We start from the raw sequence: 14,584 nt of genomic DNA, 5'->3' as shown, positions 1-14,584 counted from the left end.
TCGTCACATGGACGTCACCCAAGGCCGCTAGCGCCAGGGCAGGACCGCCCCAAACGAGGAATTGATCCATGCTGATGAAGCGCCTTCTTCCCATTCTCGTCTCGCTCGTTCCTGCCCTGGCGCAGGCGCAAGGAATCTCCGGCGACCTGGTGCTCTACACCAGCCAGCCGAACACCGATGCGCAGCAGACCGTGGATGCCTTCAAGGCGAAGCATCCGGGCGTGAACGTCACCTTCGTGCGCGACGGAACGCCGAAGATCCTCGCCAAGCTCAACGCCGAGTTCGAGGCCGGTCAGCCGCAGGCCGACCTGCTCCTGATCGCCGACAGCGTGACGATGGAAGGCCTCAAGAAGCAGGGCCGCCTGATGGCCCACGAAAAGGCCGACGTGTCGGCCTATCCCGCAGGCATCCACGATCAGCAGAAATTCTGGTTCGCCACCAAGCTGATCACGACCGGCATCGCCTACAACACGAAGGCCTCCTTCAAGCCGACGTCGTGGCTCGATCTCACGAAGCCGGAGGTCAAGGGCCAGCTCGTGATGCCGAGCCCCCTCACCTCCGGCGCCGCCCTCATCCACGCCGCGACCCTGACCGGCGCCATGGAAGGCGGCTGGAAGTACTACGAAGCACTCAAGGCCAACGATGCGATGGCCGGCGGCGGCAACGGCGATATCTTGAAGCAGGTCGCCGGAGGCCAGAAGCTCTACGGCGTGATCGTCGACTTCATGCCGATCCGCGAGAAGGCGAAGGGCGCATCCGTGGAGTTCGTGTTTCCGAAGGAGGGCGTGTCGGCCGTGTCCGAGCCTGTCGCCATCCTGAAGAACACGAAGAACCCCGAGGCTGCGCGCGCCTTCGTCGACTTCCTGCTCTCGAAGGAAGGTCAGGAACTGGCCCTCAAGCAGGGCTACATCGCCGCCCATCCAGCCGTCGCGATACCCGCCGGCTATCCCTCGCGCGATCAGATCAAGATCATGAGCTTCGACGCCGCCAAGGCGCTCGCCGATGAGACGAAGAACAAGGCGACCTTCGCCGACATCTTCGGTCAGTGATACGCTCCCATCAGATCAGACCGTTCCTGGAGCGGGGAGGTTTCGGCCTCCTCGCTCTTCTCGCTCTGATCGTCCTCGTCTTCGACATTCTTCCCGCCGGGCGGCTGATCGTGGCCGCCCTCTTTCCGGGCGGCGTCTTCGCGCCGGAGAACGCACTGTCCGTCATCGGGAGCCGGTCGGCGATCCGCGCGACCTTTGCGACCCTGGAAACGGCCCTCGCCTCGTGTCTCCTGTCGCTCGCGATCGGCGGCGCGATGGCGCTCGTCCTCGGCGTCACCGACATTCGCGGCCGTCGGCCTGCATCGTTCCTGTTCTTCCTGTCGATGATGATCTCGCCCCAGGTAGTGGCGCTCGCCTTCCTGAGCCTTGCGGGTCCCGCCTCGCCGCTCCTGAACACGCTGGGACTGGCGCCTCCGGTCGGAACGGAAAATCCGATGCTGGGGCGGGGCGGCATCATTCTCGTTCTCGGACTTCACCACGCGCCGCTGGTCTATGTGGTGCTCACAGCGGGGCTGAAGCGCGTTCCCGCCTTCGTGATCGAGGCCGCCCGCATGGACGGCGCGACCCCGCGCCGGATCGTGAAGGACATCCTGCTCCCGCTGCTGCGCCCGCACATCATCGGCGCGGCGCTGCTCGCCTTCGTGGCCGGAGCAGGCAATTTCGGCATCCCTGCCCTCCTCGGCGCGCCGGTGAACTACCTGACGCTGCCGGTTCTCATCTACCGCCGCATGTCGAGCTTCGGCCCCGGCGTGATCGGCGATCTGGCCGCGCTCGGGATCCTGATTGCAGCGCTGGCGGGACTGTGCGTCCTGATCAGTCAGCTGCTCACGCGACGCGACGGCCTGCAGCTGGAAGAGGATGCGCCGCTCCAGCCGTTCTGGCGTCTTGGGCGGTCTCGCGTTCTCGCCCAGGCCTTCGTCGCGGGCATCCTGGCCGTTGCGCTGGCGCTGCCGGTCCTGTCCCTGGTGACGACCGCCCTCGTGCCGTCCTACGGCATGCCGCTCACGCCCTCCACCATCACCCTCGGCAACTTCATGGAAGTTCTGGTGCGGCAGGCGGTGACGGTTCGGGCCTTCGCGAATTCGCTGATGTATGCCGGCGGCGCGGCCTGCCTGCTTGCGATCCTGTCCGTACCCATCGCCTATGTGCTGGTCCGCCGCGCGGGACCGGCGGGATGGATCGTTCCGCCGTTGCTCGAAATCCCCTATGTCATGCCGGGGATCGTGCTGGCGGTCGCCTGCATCCTGCTGTTCCTCAAGCCGCTGCCGCTCATCGGCCTGTCGCTCTACGCCACGCCCTGGATCATCGTCTTCGCCTATCTCGCTCGCTTCCTGCCGGTGGTGCTCAAGCCGGTTCTGGCCGGCATGGCGCAGGTCGACATCGCGCCGGAGGAAGCCGCCGCCCTCGACGGCGCCCGCACGATGCGACGGATCGTGGACGTGATCCTCCCCTCGCTCCTGCCTGCGGCGGCGGCCGGCGGGCTCATGGCCTTCCTGCTCGCCTTCAACGAACTCACCGTCTCCGCCCTGCTCTGGTCGGCGGGAACGGAGACCATCGGCGTCGTGCTCTACAATCTCGAAGAGGCCGGCCTTGCGAGCGAGGCCGCCGCCGTCGCCATGGTCACGATCGCCGTTATCGCCGCCGCCATGCTGGCGCTCGATGCGCTCGGTCGGCGCCTGCCGACAGGAGCCCTGCCGTGGGAATGCGGAGCGAAAGAGCTGTCCGTTCAGGACGATGTGGCAGGACCGGCCCATCCCCGCGCTCGCCGCCTCATGAAGCTGCAGCCCGACACGGCGCTCGGCCGCATATGATTCTGCAATCATGGCCGGGATACTTCCCGGCCATGACAAGGCTCGAGGCCCGCCCTCAGGCACTCAAGGGCGGGACGCCAGCCAGTTCAGCAGCTCCGCATCGAAGAGGTCGCTCTCCTCCAGCTGCGGCGTGTGCCCGCTCTTCTCGAACACCCGCACGGTGAGATCGCGGAAGCTGTCCCTGTAAGGCGTCCAGGTCTCATAGGGCGCGACGAGATAATCGTACCGCCCGAGCGCGAGGTAGACCGGCGCGTCGAGCCGGTCGAGACCTTGCCTGACATCGATGTCGCGGAAGACCTCGCCCCAGAGATGATTGAAGGCGGGCATGTTCACATGCACGCCTTCCCAGAGCGGCGCGGCGTCGAAGGCGGGATCGTACCAGCTCCGTGCGCGCATCCTCAGGCAATAGGCGATGAAGCGCCGGTCCGGCGCCGCCTCGATCTCGGCAGGCAGAAGCGCGAGGTCGCGCTCCAGGATCGCCTTGCGCTCGGGGCAGACCGAGTCCTGCCAGTGCCGCTCCAGCGCCTGCATGTGCAGGGCGCTATGGCTCGGGCCGGCGCCGATCACCACCACATGCGAAACATGCTGCGGATAGCGTTTGGCGTATTCCAGCGCCATGTAGCCGTGACCGGAATGACCGATGACGATCATGCGCTCAAGACCGAGATGCCGGCGCACGAGATCCATGTCGGCAAGGATGATGTCGAGCGCGTATTCCGAGACCGTCGCATCGCCTGACGAAGGCGCGAAGCCCCGGTGATCGGCGAAGATCAGTTGCAGCGAGCGTCGCAGGTCTTCCGAGAACGTCTTTGGGTAATAGACGGCGCTGCCGATCGCGAGGGCAGGCAATCCCTCCCCCTCGACGGCGTAGCTCAAGGTGAATTTTCCGGAACGGATGGTGCCGCGCTCCAGGGCACGATGTGTCTGTCCAAGGTCGGACATGGTGATTTCCTTCATGTGTCAACGAATGCAGTCCGGCCGAACCGGGGTCCGGCCCTGAGAAAGGCATGACGAAACGACCGCGAAGATGCGGATGGCCTGTCAGCTCATTTCGTTCGGATAGCGTCGCTAACGGATGAGGCGCACGGTCGATGTCCTTGGTGTGACCGACCCTGATTGCCTCAAAGCCGCATGCCTGTGAAGAGCCTCCTCCGCGCTCTCCAAAACTGAAGAGCGCTCCCATGTTTCTGGCAGGCTGCGGCGGGCCGGTCCTTGCGCGATGCTCGGGTTCTCTCCTGTCCAGGATTTTCAGGCAGCCCCTATGCCGACACCCAGCCAACGATTTAGCATCGTCTCATGGATCCAGCTCCTCTCGACTCTCCTTCCAACGGCATGGCCGCGCCCTCGTGGGACGATCTCCGGATCTTCCTGGCCGTGGTGGCTCATGGATCGATGAATGCGGCGGCACGCGCGCTCGGCCAGAGCCAGCCAACGGTCGCGCGGCGAATCAAGGTTCTGGAGGATGGGTTCGGGATCGAGCTGTTTCAGCGCGGCCCCAACCGCCTCGAGCTGACGGAAGCCGGCAAGGCGGTTCTGGCGGCGGCCACTCCCATGGCTCAGGCCGCCGAGACGGCCCAGCGCGCGGCGGCTGCCTACCGGCCGGATCCGGACGCCCCGGTGCGGATCACCGCGACGGCTTCGGTCGCCATGTTTCTGACGCTTCACGCCACCGGGTTGGCGCGAGCCGCCTCGCCCTCCGAGATCGCGTTTCTTCCCACGCGCCGTCACTTGGACCTTGCGAACGGCGAGGCGGATATCGGCCTTCGCATGTACCGGCTCACCGGCGCCGACCATCTCATCGCCCGCAAGATCGGCGAGGTCGCCTTCGCGATCTACAGCCGTACGCCGGATCCAGAGGGTTTCATCGCGCCCCCGGAAGACCCGAGCCTGTCCCGGCAGGCCGCCTTCGTCGCCCGGATCGCTGCGGGCCGCCCCGTGGTCGCCCGCATCGGCGACACGCCGCTCCGGCATCAGGCCGCGAGAGCCGACCTCGGCGCGGCCTTCCTGCCCTGCTGGCTCGGCGATTCCGACGCCGACCTCGTGCGCATCACGGGCCCCGAACCCGAACTGCTCGAGGACGTCTTCCTCGTCATGCATGAGCGCAGCCGCAGCCGGCCCAATGTGCGGCGGGTGGCGGATGCGCTGGCTGACCTGTTCAGGCGGGAGAGGAAGGCGCTCGCCGGAATCTGACTGCCGTCAGGCCTTCTGCTTTGCCGGAGCCTTCGCCTGCCCTCCCGGCATGTCGCCCAGCGCATGGGCGAGCACCTTCTTCATGACACCCGGCAGAGCCTCCTCCTGCAGCTGCGGACGGGGTGCCCAGCGCATGTCCTCGGGCGCGGGCGTGCCCTTCGGCACCTTTGCGAAGAGGACCGTCATTTCCAGCGGGAAATGGGTGAAGACGTGGCGCACGGTTCCCGGCAGGCGCTGCCAGCGGGCCTCGATGGGCGCGTCGAGCACGGCGCGGGAAGGTTCGTAATCCGGCGTCCATTCGCTCGTCGGCGGCTCGGCCATGCCGCCGAGGAGCCCTTGAGGCGGGCGGGTCCGGAGCAGGATCGTGTCGTCGGCCCGCAGCACCACGAAGGCAGCCCCTTTCCGGAGTTGCCCGGTCTCCTTCTTCTGCTTGCGCGGAAAGCTCTCCTGCAGCCCCGAAGCCCTGGCCTGGCAAGGCGGCATCCAGGGGCAGAGAGCGCAGGCCGGGCGCTTGGGCGTGCAGATCGTCGCGCCGAGATCCATGATGGCCTGGGCAAAATCCCCCGGCCGCTCCGATGGCACCAGCTCGTCCGTCAGGCTGCGGATGATGGGCTTGGCCTTCGGCAGCGGCTCGTCGACCATGTAGAGGCGTGAGACGACCCGCTCCACGTTGCCGTCCACCGCCGCCGCCTTCTCGTTGAAGGCGATGGCCGCCACCGCCGCCGCCGTATAGGCCCCGATGCCGGGAAGCTTCAGAAGCTCGGCCTCGGTCGGGGGAAAGCGTCCTCCACACTTGTCCACAACCGCCTTGGCGCAGGCATGGAGATTGCGGGCGCGGGAGTAATAGCCGAGCCCCGCCCAGGCCTGCATGACCGCATCCGTGGGCGCCTCGGCCAGCGCCTCGACGGTCGGGAAACGCTCCAGGAATCGAAGGTAGAACGGCTTCACAGCCGCCACGGTGGTCTGCTGCAGCATGATCTCGGAGAGCCAGACCCGGTAGGGATCCGCGACCTCTCCCGGACGCGCGCGCCAGGGCAGTTCGCGCCGGTGACGGTCGTACCAGGCGAGCAGGCTTTCGGGGTCGGGCTTGGTGACGCTCGAAGCGGGCGTTAACATGTGACGTGGAATAACTGTCCTCACCGCATATTCCAACGTGACTTTTGGACCTTCAACATGAGACGCCCGCGGCCCCTGGCCCGCCCCCTCGCCGAGCTTCTGGACGCCTGCCTCTCTCCGAGCCTAGCGGCGCAGGGATTCGCCACATCCGACATCATCATGGCCTGGGCGGATATCGTGGGCGAGCGGCTGGCCGCCTTCACCCAGCCCCTCAAGATCGAGTGGAAGCGGAAACCTCCCCATGCCGACCCCGAGGCACGGCCCGAGCCGGCCACCCTCGTGATCCGGGTCGAGAGCGCGTTCGCCCTCGAACTCCAGCACCTCGCGCCCACCATCATCGACCGGGTGAACACCTATTACGGCTGGCGCTGCATCGGAAAGCTCGTGCTCAAGCAGGGGCCCGTGCGGCGGATCGAGAAGAAGCAGCCCGTCCATCGCAGCCTTACCCCGGCCGAGAGGGAGAAGGTCAATGCGGCCATCGCGCCCATCGAGGAGGAGCCCCTGAAAGCCGCCCTCGACAGGCTCGGGCAGGCGGTGGTCGGAACCGGATCGCGCACGAAAGCGTGACATATCCGGTGCTTGTCTCCATATCCGTCACCATCTAGGCAGAAAGACATTCCCAAGGGAGCCAGTTTGAGATGATCAGCCGTCGCCACACGCTTCAGCTTCTCGGAGCCACAGCCGCAACCGCCCTTCTCGCCTCGAGCCTGCCGGCCTTCGCCCAGAACGTCTCCACCGAGGAGCTCACGGCCGAGGGCCCGCTCGGTGACGTGGCCTTAGGCCCCAAGGACGCCAAGGTGACGATCATCGAGTACGCCTCGCTGACCTGCTCGCACTGCGCGAACTTCCACAAAACGACGTGGCCGGAGCTGAAGAAGCGCTACATCGACACGGGCAAGGTGCGCTTCATCCTGCGCGAATTCCCGCTCGATCCCTTGGCCACGGCCGGTTTCATGCTCGCCCGCTGCGACGGGAACGACAAGTATTACCCCATCACCGACCTGCTCTTCGAGCAGCAGCGGAACTGGGCTTTCACGGACAAGCCTCTGGATGCCCTGCGGGCGATCATGAAGCAGGCAGGTTTTTCACAGGAAAAATTTGATGCTTGCCTCCAGGACCAGAAACTTTATGACGCGGTGAATGCGGTGAAGAACCGGGGTATGGAGCAGTTCAAGGTGGACTCCACCCCGACTTTCTTCATCAATGGTCAGCGTCACCCTGGAAGCCTGTCAATCAATGAGCTTGAGACGATCATCAAGCCGATGCTCGGAGAGTAACATCTCCCACCCTGCCCCGATGGGGCGGGCCGGAAAGGCGCGTCCATGAAGCTGACGCGCCTTCGCATTGCAGGGTTCAAGACCTTCGTCGAGCCGATGGAGTTCCTGATCGAGCCGGGTCTCACCGGCGTGGTCGGGCCGAACGGCTGCGGCAAATCGAACCTCGTCGAAGCCTTGCGCTGGGTCATGGGAGAGAACTCCCACAAAAACATGCGCGCCACGGGGATGGACGACGTCATCTTCTCAGGCTCGGGCAACCGGCCGGCGCGCAACTCGGCCGAGGTGATGCTCACCATCGACAATGCCGAGCGCACGGCGCCCGCCGCCTTCAACGACGCCGATATTCTTGAAATCTCGCGCAAGATCGAACGCGAGGAAGGCTCGACCTACCGGATCAACGGCAAGGAAGTCCGCGCCCGCGACGTGCAGATCCTGTTCGCGGACGCCGCCACCGGCGCGCGTTCGCCCGCCCTCGTCCGCCAGGGCCAGATTAGCGAGATCATCTCGGCCAAGCCGCAATCCCGCCGCCGTATCCTGGAGGACGCGGCCGGCATCGCGGGCCTCCATGCCCGCCGCCATGAGGCGGAGCTGCGGCTGAAAGCGGCGGAAGACAACCTTCTCCGCGTCGAGGACGTGATCCGCGAGCTGGAAACCCAGATCGAGAGCCTCAAGCGCCAGGGCCGCCAGGCCTCGCGCTACAAGAACCTCTCCGCCGAGATCCGCCGTCTGGAAGCGCTGATGTACGCCATCAGCTTCGCCGAGGCGCGAGAGCAGGCGGCCACCGCCGAACGCCAAGTGGCGGAGGACCTCAAGGCCGTTGCCGACCTGACCGAAGAACAGACCCGGGCCGCCACGGCCCAGGCGGTCGCCGCCCATTCCATTCCGGCGCTCCGCCAGGCGGAGGCCGAGGCGGCCGCAGCGCTGCAGCGCCTGACCCATGCCCGCAACGAGCTCGAATCGGAAGAGCGCCGCTCCAAGGACCGGGTCGTGGAGCTGGAGCGCCATATCTCCGACCTGAACCGGGACCTGGCCCGCGAGGCCGCCCAGCGCACGGATGCGGAAGCCACCATCGAACGCCTGCAATCCGAGGCCGCCGAACTGTCGCTCACGACGGACGGGGCGGACGACGCCCGCGCCGAGAGCGAGGAGCGCCTGCAGAATGCGGAAGCGGAACTCGCCGAGGCCGAAGCGGCTTTGAGCGCCCTCCAGGCCCAGACCTCGGACCTCAACGCCCGCCGCGCCGCGCTCGAACGCTCCGTGCGCGAGGAGATGGAGCGCGCCGCGCGCTTCGCCGCCGAGAAGGAGCGGCTGGAGCGCGAGATCGAGGCCCTTTCCACCTCGGGCGACGACGCGCCTCCGATCGACGAGCTGCGTGAGGAAGCGGCCATCGCCGAGGAGGCTGTGCAATCGGCGGAAGAGGCCGTCACCGAGGCCCGCGAGACCCTGAGCCTCGCCCGCGATGCCGAGAACCGCCTGCGCCAGCCCCTCAACGAGGCTGAGCGGAGGGCCCAGCGCCTCGAAACCGAAGCGCGGACCCTGGCCAAGCTCGTGACCTCCGCCACCGGCGATCTCTGGCCCCCGGCCCTCGATCAGATCACTGTGCAGAAGGGCTACGAGACGGCCTTGGGCGCAGCCCTCGGCGACGACCTGGAAGCCTCCACCAATCCCTCCGCCCCGGCCCATTGGGGCGAGACTTCGTCCGGCGCGGGCGATCCGGTGCTGCCGGAGGGCGTCCGCTCCCTGGCCGATCTCGCCATCGCCCCGCCTCAGCTTCAGCGCCGCCTGAAGCAGATCGGCGTCGTGAGCAAGGAAGAGGGCCTGCGCCTGCGCAGCCTTCTCAAGCCCGGCCAGCGCCTCGTCTCCCAGGAAGGCGATCTCTGGCGCTGGGACGGCTTCACCACCGCCGCCGAAGCGCCCTCGCCCGCCGCCCGCCGCCTGGCGGAGAAGAATCGGTTGGGCGATCTGGAGCGAGACGCGGCGGAGGCCCGCGAAGAGGCCGAGAACCTGCGCCGCGAGGCGGAAGAGGCCCTCGAAGCGGTGCGCCACGCCGCCTCCCACGAGATGCAGACCATCGAGGCCGCGCGTCAGGCCCGTCAGGCTCTCGATGCCGCCCGTACGCGCCTTGCCGCCGCCGAGCGCAAGGAGGCCGAGCTCGGCCAGCGCCGCTCGGCCCTGCAGGAAGGTCTCGCCCGCCTGTCGGAGAGCGAGGCGGAGGCGCAGCAGCGGGTGGAGGATGCGCAGAGCGCCCTTCAGGACCTCGCGCCCGCCCCCGATCTCGAAAGCCGCCTGCTGGAAGAACGCACCTGGGTCGCCGAGCGCCGGGCCGCTGCCTCCGAGGCGCGGGCCGCCCTGCAATCCCTCATGCACGAGGTGGAACTGCGGCGCCGCCGGCAGGATTCGATTGCCGCCGACATCCGCCTCTGGACCGAGCGCGCCGCCCGCGCCGCCAAGGCCTTCGAGGATCTGGGCGAGCGCCTGGAGCGCGCCCAGGACGAGCACCAGCGCCTGCTGGAGGCTCCCGACACCTATCTCCTGCGCCGCCGCTCGCTCCTCTCCGAGATCGAGCAGGCCGAGGCCAGGCGCAAGGAGGCGGCCGACCGCCTCGCCGATGCCGAGACGAATCTCGCCGAGACCGACCGCACGGCCCGCGCGGCGCTGGAGGCGCTGTCCGCCGCCCGCGAGGCCCGCGCCGGGTCGCAGGCGCGCCATGAGGCCGCGGTCCAGCGCCTCGCCGAGATCACCCGCGCCATCGCGGAGAACCTGGAGACGACCCCGGCCGGGCTTATCGAACTGGCAGGCCTCAAGGACGGCGTCGAACTGCCGTCCCATGGAGAGATCGAGAGCAAGCTCCATTCCCTGAAGTCGGACCGGGAGCGCCTCGGCGCCGTGAACCTGCGTGCGGACGAGGAGCTGACGGAGCTCGAGACCAAGTACAACGGCATCACCACGGAGCGGGACGACCTCGTCGAGGCCATCAAGCGCCTGCGCCAGGCCATCGGCAGCCTCAACCGCGAGGGCCGCGAGCGCCTGCTCGCCGCCTTCGACGTGGTCAACGCCCATTTCCAACGGCTCTTCACCACCCTCTTCGGCGGCGGCACGGCGGAACTGACCCTGGTTGATTCGGACGATCCGCTGGAAGCCGGTCTCGATATCCTGGCCCGTCCGCCCGGCAAAAAGCCGCAGACCATGACCCTGCTCTCCGGCGGTGAGCAGGCGCTCACGGCGACGGCCCTGATCTTCGCCGTGTTCCTCACGAACCCCTCGCCCATCTGCGTGCTGGACGAGGTGGACGCGCCGCTCGACGACGCCAATGTCGAGCGCTATTGCGACCTGCTCGACGATATGGCGCGCCAGACCGAAACCCGTTTCGTGGTGATCACCCACAACCCGATCACCATGGCGCGGATGGACCGCCTCTTCGGCGTCACCATGGCGGAAAGAGGCGTCTCGCAGCTCGTCTCCGTCGACCTGCAGAGCGCCGAGCGCATTCTCGAAGTAGCCTAAGGCTTTCAGGCTTCGCCTTCCTTCAGCCTCAAAAACGTGTGCGCTTTAAGGCCAAGCCAGCCCCGAAACGCTTTTTAAGTAAAGGTTTCAGCTGCTTAAGTCTTTTCCGACAGTCCTTGACAGGGGGGACCCCCGCTCATATGTTGCGCCCGGCTTTCGGGGCCAGGCTTCCAAGCACTTTTCCCGCAACGCTTTTAAGGAGATCGCAATGGCGGACCCTCACAAGCGGAGCGGTGAAGATGAGCGGAAACCGGACGGTGCCGACGATGCCGACCTATCGGCGAGGCTGAAATCTCTCGATGCACGGATCAATAAAGCGTCCGTTCAAAGAGCAGAATCTGAACCTCGTGCCCACTCCAAGACGGATTCCAACGCAATCGGCCAAGCCTTCAGGTATTCGGCCGAATTCGTTTCAGGAGTTGTCGCGGGCGGGATCGTAGGCTGGCTCGTCGATCATCTGTTCGGCAGTTCCCCTTGGGGTCTCATAATTTGTCTTCTGCTCGGCTTCTGCGCCGGAATGCTCAATCTCCTGCGAGCATCGGGCGCGGTGAAACCCGCCCGGTATGACGACAAAAAGTGACGAGCCTGACTTTCGACGGCCGAGCAAAAGCGAACAACAGCGAGATTAAGAGCGGATCATGGCGAGCCCGATCGAGCAATTCCAGGTCAAGCCCATCATTCCGATCATCAACTTCACCAATTCATCGCTGTTCATGATTGGTGCTGTGGGCCTGATCGTCGGTGGCCTGCTTTACGCCTCTCGCAAGCGCGCCCTGATTCCCGGACGTTCTCAGTCTGTCGCCGAAATTCTCCATGACTTCGTGGCCAACACTCTCACCGACACGGCGGGTCGCGAAGGAATGAAATTCTTCCCCTTCGTCTTCTCCCTTTTCATGTTCGTGCTGACGGCGAACCTGCTGGGCATGGTGCCCGGCTTCTTCACCGTGACCAGCCAAATCGTCGTGACCTTCGCCCTGGCCCTCCTGGTCATCGGCACCGTCATCATCTATGGCTTCGTCGCGCACGGCCTGCATTTCCTTCACCTCTTCGTGCCGTCGGGCGTGCCGGGCTGGCTGCTTCCCTTCATCTCGGTCATCGAGATTATCTCCTTCCTCTCCCGCCCGATCTCCCTCAGCCTCCGTCTCTTCGCCAACATGCTCGCGGGCCACATCGCCCTGAAGGTGTTCGGCGGCTTCGTGGTCTCGCTCGGCACCGCCGGCGTGGGCATCGCGCTTCTTTCCCCTCTTCCGCTCATCATGGCGGTTGGTCTTACGGCGCTCGAGTTCCTCGTCGCCGCCCTGCAGGCCTACGTCTTCACGGTGTTGACCTGCATCTACCTCAACGACGCCCTGCATCCGGGACACTAAGGCACGGCGTCGTCCCTTTCTTCCCCTCCCGATCATCACCCTAGGAGATCACGATGGATCCTATCGCTTTCAAAGCTCTTGGCGCGGGCATTGCCTGCTTCGGCATGGGCCTCGCCGCTCTCGGCGTCGGCAACATCTTCGGCAACTTCCTCTCGGGCGCCCTGCGCAACCCGTCGGCTGCCGACAGCCAGTTCGCTCGCGCGTTCATCGGTGCGGCGCTCGCGGAAGGTCTCGGCATCTTCTGCCTCGTCGTCGCCCTCCTCCTGCTGTTCACCTAATCAACATATTTGGTGATCGGGAGGGCAAGGCGCCCCATGCGCCTTGCTGTTAGACAGTGACGGCGGGCCATCCGCCGTCATTTACACATTCCAGGACCATTCCCATGGCTCAGGCCCAGGCTCAGACCCCACAGGCTGGTACGGAAGTCCCCGGCGACGCTCACGCAGCGGACGCCACCTTCCCGCCCTTCGCGACGGAAACCTTCGCCGGCCAACTTCTCTGGCTCACGATTTCCTTCGTGGTGCTCTACACCCTCCTCTCCAGGGTTGTGCTGCCGCGTCTTACCGGCATCATCGAGAATCGTCGCGCTACGATCGCGAGGGACCTCGACGATGCCGCCGCGATGAAGACCCGCGCGGAAGAGGCCGGCGCGGCCTACGAGAAGGCACTGGCCGAAGCCAGAGGCCGTGCTCAGGCCCTTGCCCAGGAAACCCGCGGGAAGCTCGCCGCCGAGAGCGACGCCAAGCGCAAGGCGCTCGAGGCAGACCTCAACAAGCGTCTCGCCGAGGCCGAAGCGACCATTGCGGCGAAGAAGACGGATGCCATGAGCCATGTCCGCGGCATCGCCGCCGAGACGGCCGCGGCCATCGTCGAGCGCCTGACCGGCAAGACCCCTGCTCCGCAGGCGGTCGAAGCCGCCCTCGATTGATTTAAAGGCGTAAGGAGAGCCCTATGTCAGCGCTTCTGGCTAATCCCACCTTCTGGGTCGGCATCGCCTTCGTCATCTTCATGGTGCTCCTCTCCTATTACGGAGTGCCGAAGAACGTCGTGAACCAGCTCGACAAGCGCGGTCAGCGCATCGCCGACGAACTCGCCGAGGCCAAGCGCCTGCGCGAGGACGCCGAGCGCCTGCTGCGCGAGTACGAGAGCAAGCGGGCCGCCGCCGAGCGCGAAGCCGCCGAGATCGTCTCCACTGCCAAGGCCGAGGCCGAGCGCCTGGCCGCCGAGGCGCAGGAAAAGATGGCCGACTTCGTGAAGCGCCGCACCGCTTCCGCCGAGGCGAAGATCGCCCAGGCAGAAGCTCAGGCCTCCGCGGAAGTGCGCGCAGCTGCGGTCGATGCCGCCATCAAGGCCTCCGAGCGCATCCTGCGCAACGAGATCACCGGCCCCACCGCCACTTCCCTCGTGACGCAGGGCCTCAACGACATGCGCACGAAGCTTCAATAAGCTCCGTCACGCACCCAAAAGCTTCAAAGGCCGCCTTTCAGGGCGGCCTTTTCATTGCAATCACGCGGCTGAAGGCTGCTGCGCCGGGACGGCTTATGCGACCGCCCCCTGTCCCACCGGGGAGAAGCGGCCGACGAGGTGATGCCGGTCGCCGGGATAGGCAATGCGGGCCTCCGTCACGAAGGAACCGGCCTGCCAGGTGCGCCGCTCCAGCACGAGGCAGGCGGCTCCGGTCTCGATATGAAGGCGCTTGGCGAGCGCGCTGTCTGCGCTGACGGCGCGGACGATGTGCTCGGCATCGGTCCACGGCACGCGACGGAGCAACCATGTGCCCGGCGGAAGGTCGTCGAAGGGTTCCTCGGCGGCCTCGGGGACCGTGTCGAGATGGATCAGGCGCTGCTCGAAGGCCTCCGGCACATCGTTCATCAGGTGCAGGGTGGTGATGCTGAGCATCTCGGTGCCAGCGGGCTGGCCCGTGCGCTGCGCCGCCGCGGAGTCGATGGGCTCGATGGCCCGGCGCAGGATCTGGAAGCGGTAGGCGCTTCCGGCCCGCGCGGCTTCCAGCGCGAAATCCTGGATTTCCAGCACAGCGCGCTCGGTGCTCGGCTCCGCCACGACCGATCCGGCCCGCCGCCGCCGGAGAATCAGGCCGTTGGCGGCGAGCGTCGAGAGCACCTTGTTCACGGTCATGCGCGAGCAGCCATATTCGGCCATCAGCTCGTGCTCGAACGGCACGCGATGTCCCGGCGGCCACTCCCCCGACATGATGCGGGCCTCGATATCGTCGCGGATGCGCTGGTAGATATGCTTCATGCCGGGCTGCT

General features: G+C 66.4%; 14 protein-coding genes. 11 read left to right on the top strand and 3 right to left on the bottom strand.

Annotated elements, in window-relative coordinates; translation table 11 throughout:
* Positions 1 to 74 precede the first annotated feature (74 nt).
* A complete protein-coding gene (locus tag LG661_RS04360) occupies positions 75 to 1,049 on the top strand; it encodes an ABC transporter substrate-binding protein (RefSeq protein WP_230530760.1) in 975 nt (324 codons plus the stop codon).
* Positions 1,046 to 2,860 carry an ABC transporter permease gene (locus LG661_RS04355; RefSeq protein ID WP_230530644.1) on the top strand — a complete coding sequence of 605 codons (1,815 nt, stop codon included), beginning with the start codon at positions 1,046 to 1,048 and terminating at the stop codon, positions 2,858 to 2,860. The genes LG661_RS04360 and LG661_RS04355 overlap by 4 nt, the downstream gene beginning before the upstream one ends.
* A gap of 63 nt (positions 2,861 to 2,923) precedes the next feature.
* Here the strand turns inward: LG661_RS04355 and LG661_RS04350 are convergent, their stop codons facing one another.
* Complete coding sequence (locus LG661_RS04350) at positions 2,924 to 3,802, bottom strand: alpha/beta fold hydrolase (protein WP_230530643.1); 879 nt, start codon at positions 3,800 to 3,802, stop codon at positions 2,924 to 2,926.
* A 354-nt stretch (positions 3,803 to 4,156) separates the two neighbouring features.
* Between LG661_RS04350 and LG661_RS04345 the strand changes: the two genes are divergently transcribed.
* Positions 4,157 to 5,050 carry a LysR family transcriptional regulator gene (locus LG661_RS04345; protein WP_230530642.1) on the top strand — a complete coding sequence of 298 codons (894 nt, stop codon included), beginning with the start codon at positions 4,157 to 4,159 and terminating at the stop codon, positions 5,048 to 5,050.
* Between the two features lie 6 nt (positions 5,051 to 5,056).
* On the opposite strand, the gene mutY is transcribed toward LG661_RS04345, so the two are convergent.
* Positions 5,057 to 6,166 (bottom strand): A/G-specific adenine glycosylase, encoded by a 1,110-nt coding sequence (gene mutY / locus LG661_RS04340; RefSeq protein ID WP_230530759.1) that lies wholly within the window; start codon positions 6,164 to 6,166, stop codon positions 5,057 to 5,059.
* A 57-nt stretch (positions 6,167 to 6,223) separates the two neighbouring features.
* On the opposite strand from mutY, the gene LG661_RS04335 reads away from it, so the two are divergent.
* From LG661_RS04335 to LG661_RS04300, 8 genes are all read left to right on the top strand, one after another.
* The gene (locus LG661_RS04335) at positions 6,224 to 6,733 is read left to right on the top strand and encodes a DUF721 domain-containing protein (RefSeq protein WP_230530641.1); all 510 of its coding nucleotides are present in this window, start codon (positions 6,224 to 6,226) and stop codon (positions 6,731 to 6,733) included.
* 71 nt (positions 6,734 to 6,804) lie between these two features.
* A complete protein-coding gene (locus LG661_RS04330; RefSeq protein WP_230530640.1) occupies positions 6,805 to 7,443 on the top strand; it encodes a DsbA family protein in 639 nt (212 codons plus the stop codon).
* Between the two features lie 45 nt (positions 7,444 to 7,488).
* On the top strand, positions 7,489 to 10,947 hold the full coding sequence (locus tag LG661_RS04325) for a chromosome segregation SMC family protein (RefSeq protein ID WP_230530639.1): 3,459 nt from the start codon (positions 7,489 to 7,491) through the stop codon (positions 10,945 to 10,947).
* A gap of 208 nt (positions 10,948 to 11,155) precedes the next feature.
* Positions 11,156 to 11,527 carry an AtpZ/AtpI family protein gene (locus tag LG661_RS04320; RefSeq protein WP_230530638.1) on the top strand — a complete coding sequence of 124 codons (372 nt, stop codon included), beginning with the start codon at positions 11,156 to 11,158 and terminating at the stop codon, positions 11,525 to 11,527.
* A gap of 58 nt (positions 11,528 to 11,585) precedes the next feature.
* The gene (locus LG661_RS04315) at positions 11,586 to 12,314 is read left to right on the top strand and encodes a F0F1 ATP synthase subunit A (RefSeq protein WP_230530637.1); all 729 of its coding nucleotides are present in this window, start codon (positions 11,586 to 11,588) and stop codon (positions 12,312 to 12,314) included.
* A gap of 53 nt (positions 12,315 to 12,367) precedes the next feature.
* Positions 12,368 to 12,592, top strand: coding sequence for a F0F1 ATP synthase subunit C (locus LG661_RS04310; protein WP_230530636.1), 225 nt, complete (start codon positions 12,368 to 12,370; stop codon positions 12,590 to 12,592).
* Between the two features lie 104 nt (positions 12,593 to 12,696).
* Entirely contained in the window at positions 12,697 to 13,242 is a 546-nt protein-coding gene (locus tag LG661_RS04305) for a F0F1 ATP synthase subunit B family protein (RefSeq protein ID WP_230530635.1), read from the top strand.
* Positions 13,243 to 13,277: 35 nt separating this feature from the next.
* Positions 13,278 to 13,760 (top strand): F0F1 ATP synthase subunit B family protein, encoded by a 483-nt coding sequence (locus LG661_RS04300; protein ID WP_230530758.1) that lies wholly within the window; start codon positions 13,278 to 13,280, stop codon positions 13,758 to 13,760.
* A gap of 93 nt (positions 13,761 to 13,853) precedes the next feature.
* Here the strand turns inward: LG661_RS04300 and hutC are convergent, their stop codons facing one another.
* On the bottom strand, positions 13,854 to 14,573 hold the full coding sequence (gene hutC / locus LG661_RS04295; protein WP_230530634.1) for a histidine utilization repressor: 720 nt from the start codon (positions 14,571 to 14,573) through the stop codon (positions 13,854 to 13,856).
* Between the last annotated feature and the right edge of the window lie 11 nt (positions 14,574 to 14,584).

Origin of the sequence: Microvirga roseola, assembly GCF_020866965.1 — a bacterium.
Classification (GTDB): Bacteria; Pseudomonadota; Alphaproteobacteria; order Rhizobiales; family Beijerinckiaceae; genus Microvirga; species Microvirga roseola.
Note: the sequence above shows the minus strand (reverse complement) of the source record. Positions and strands in the feature narration are given on the sequence as shown.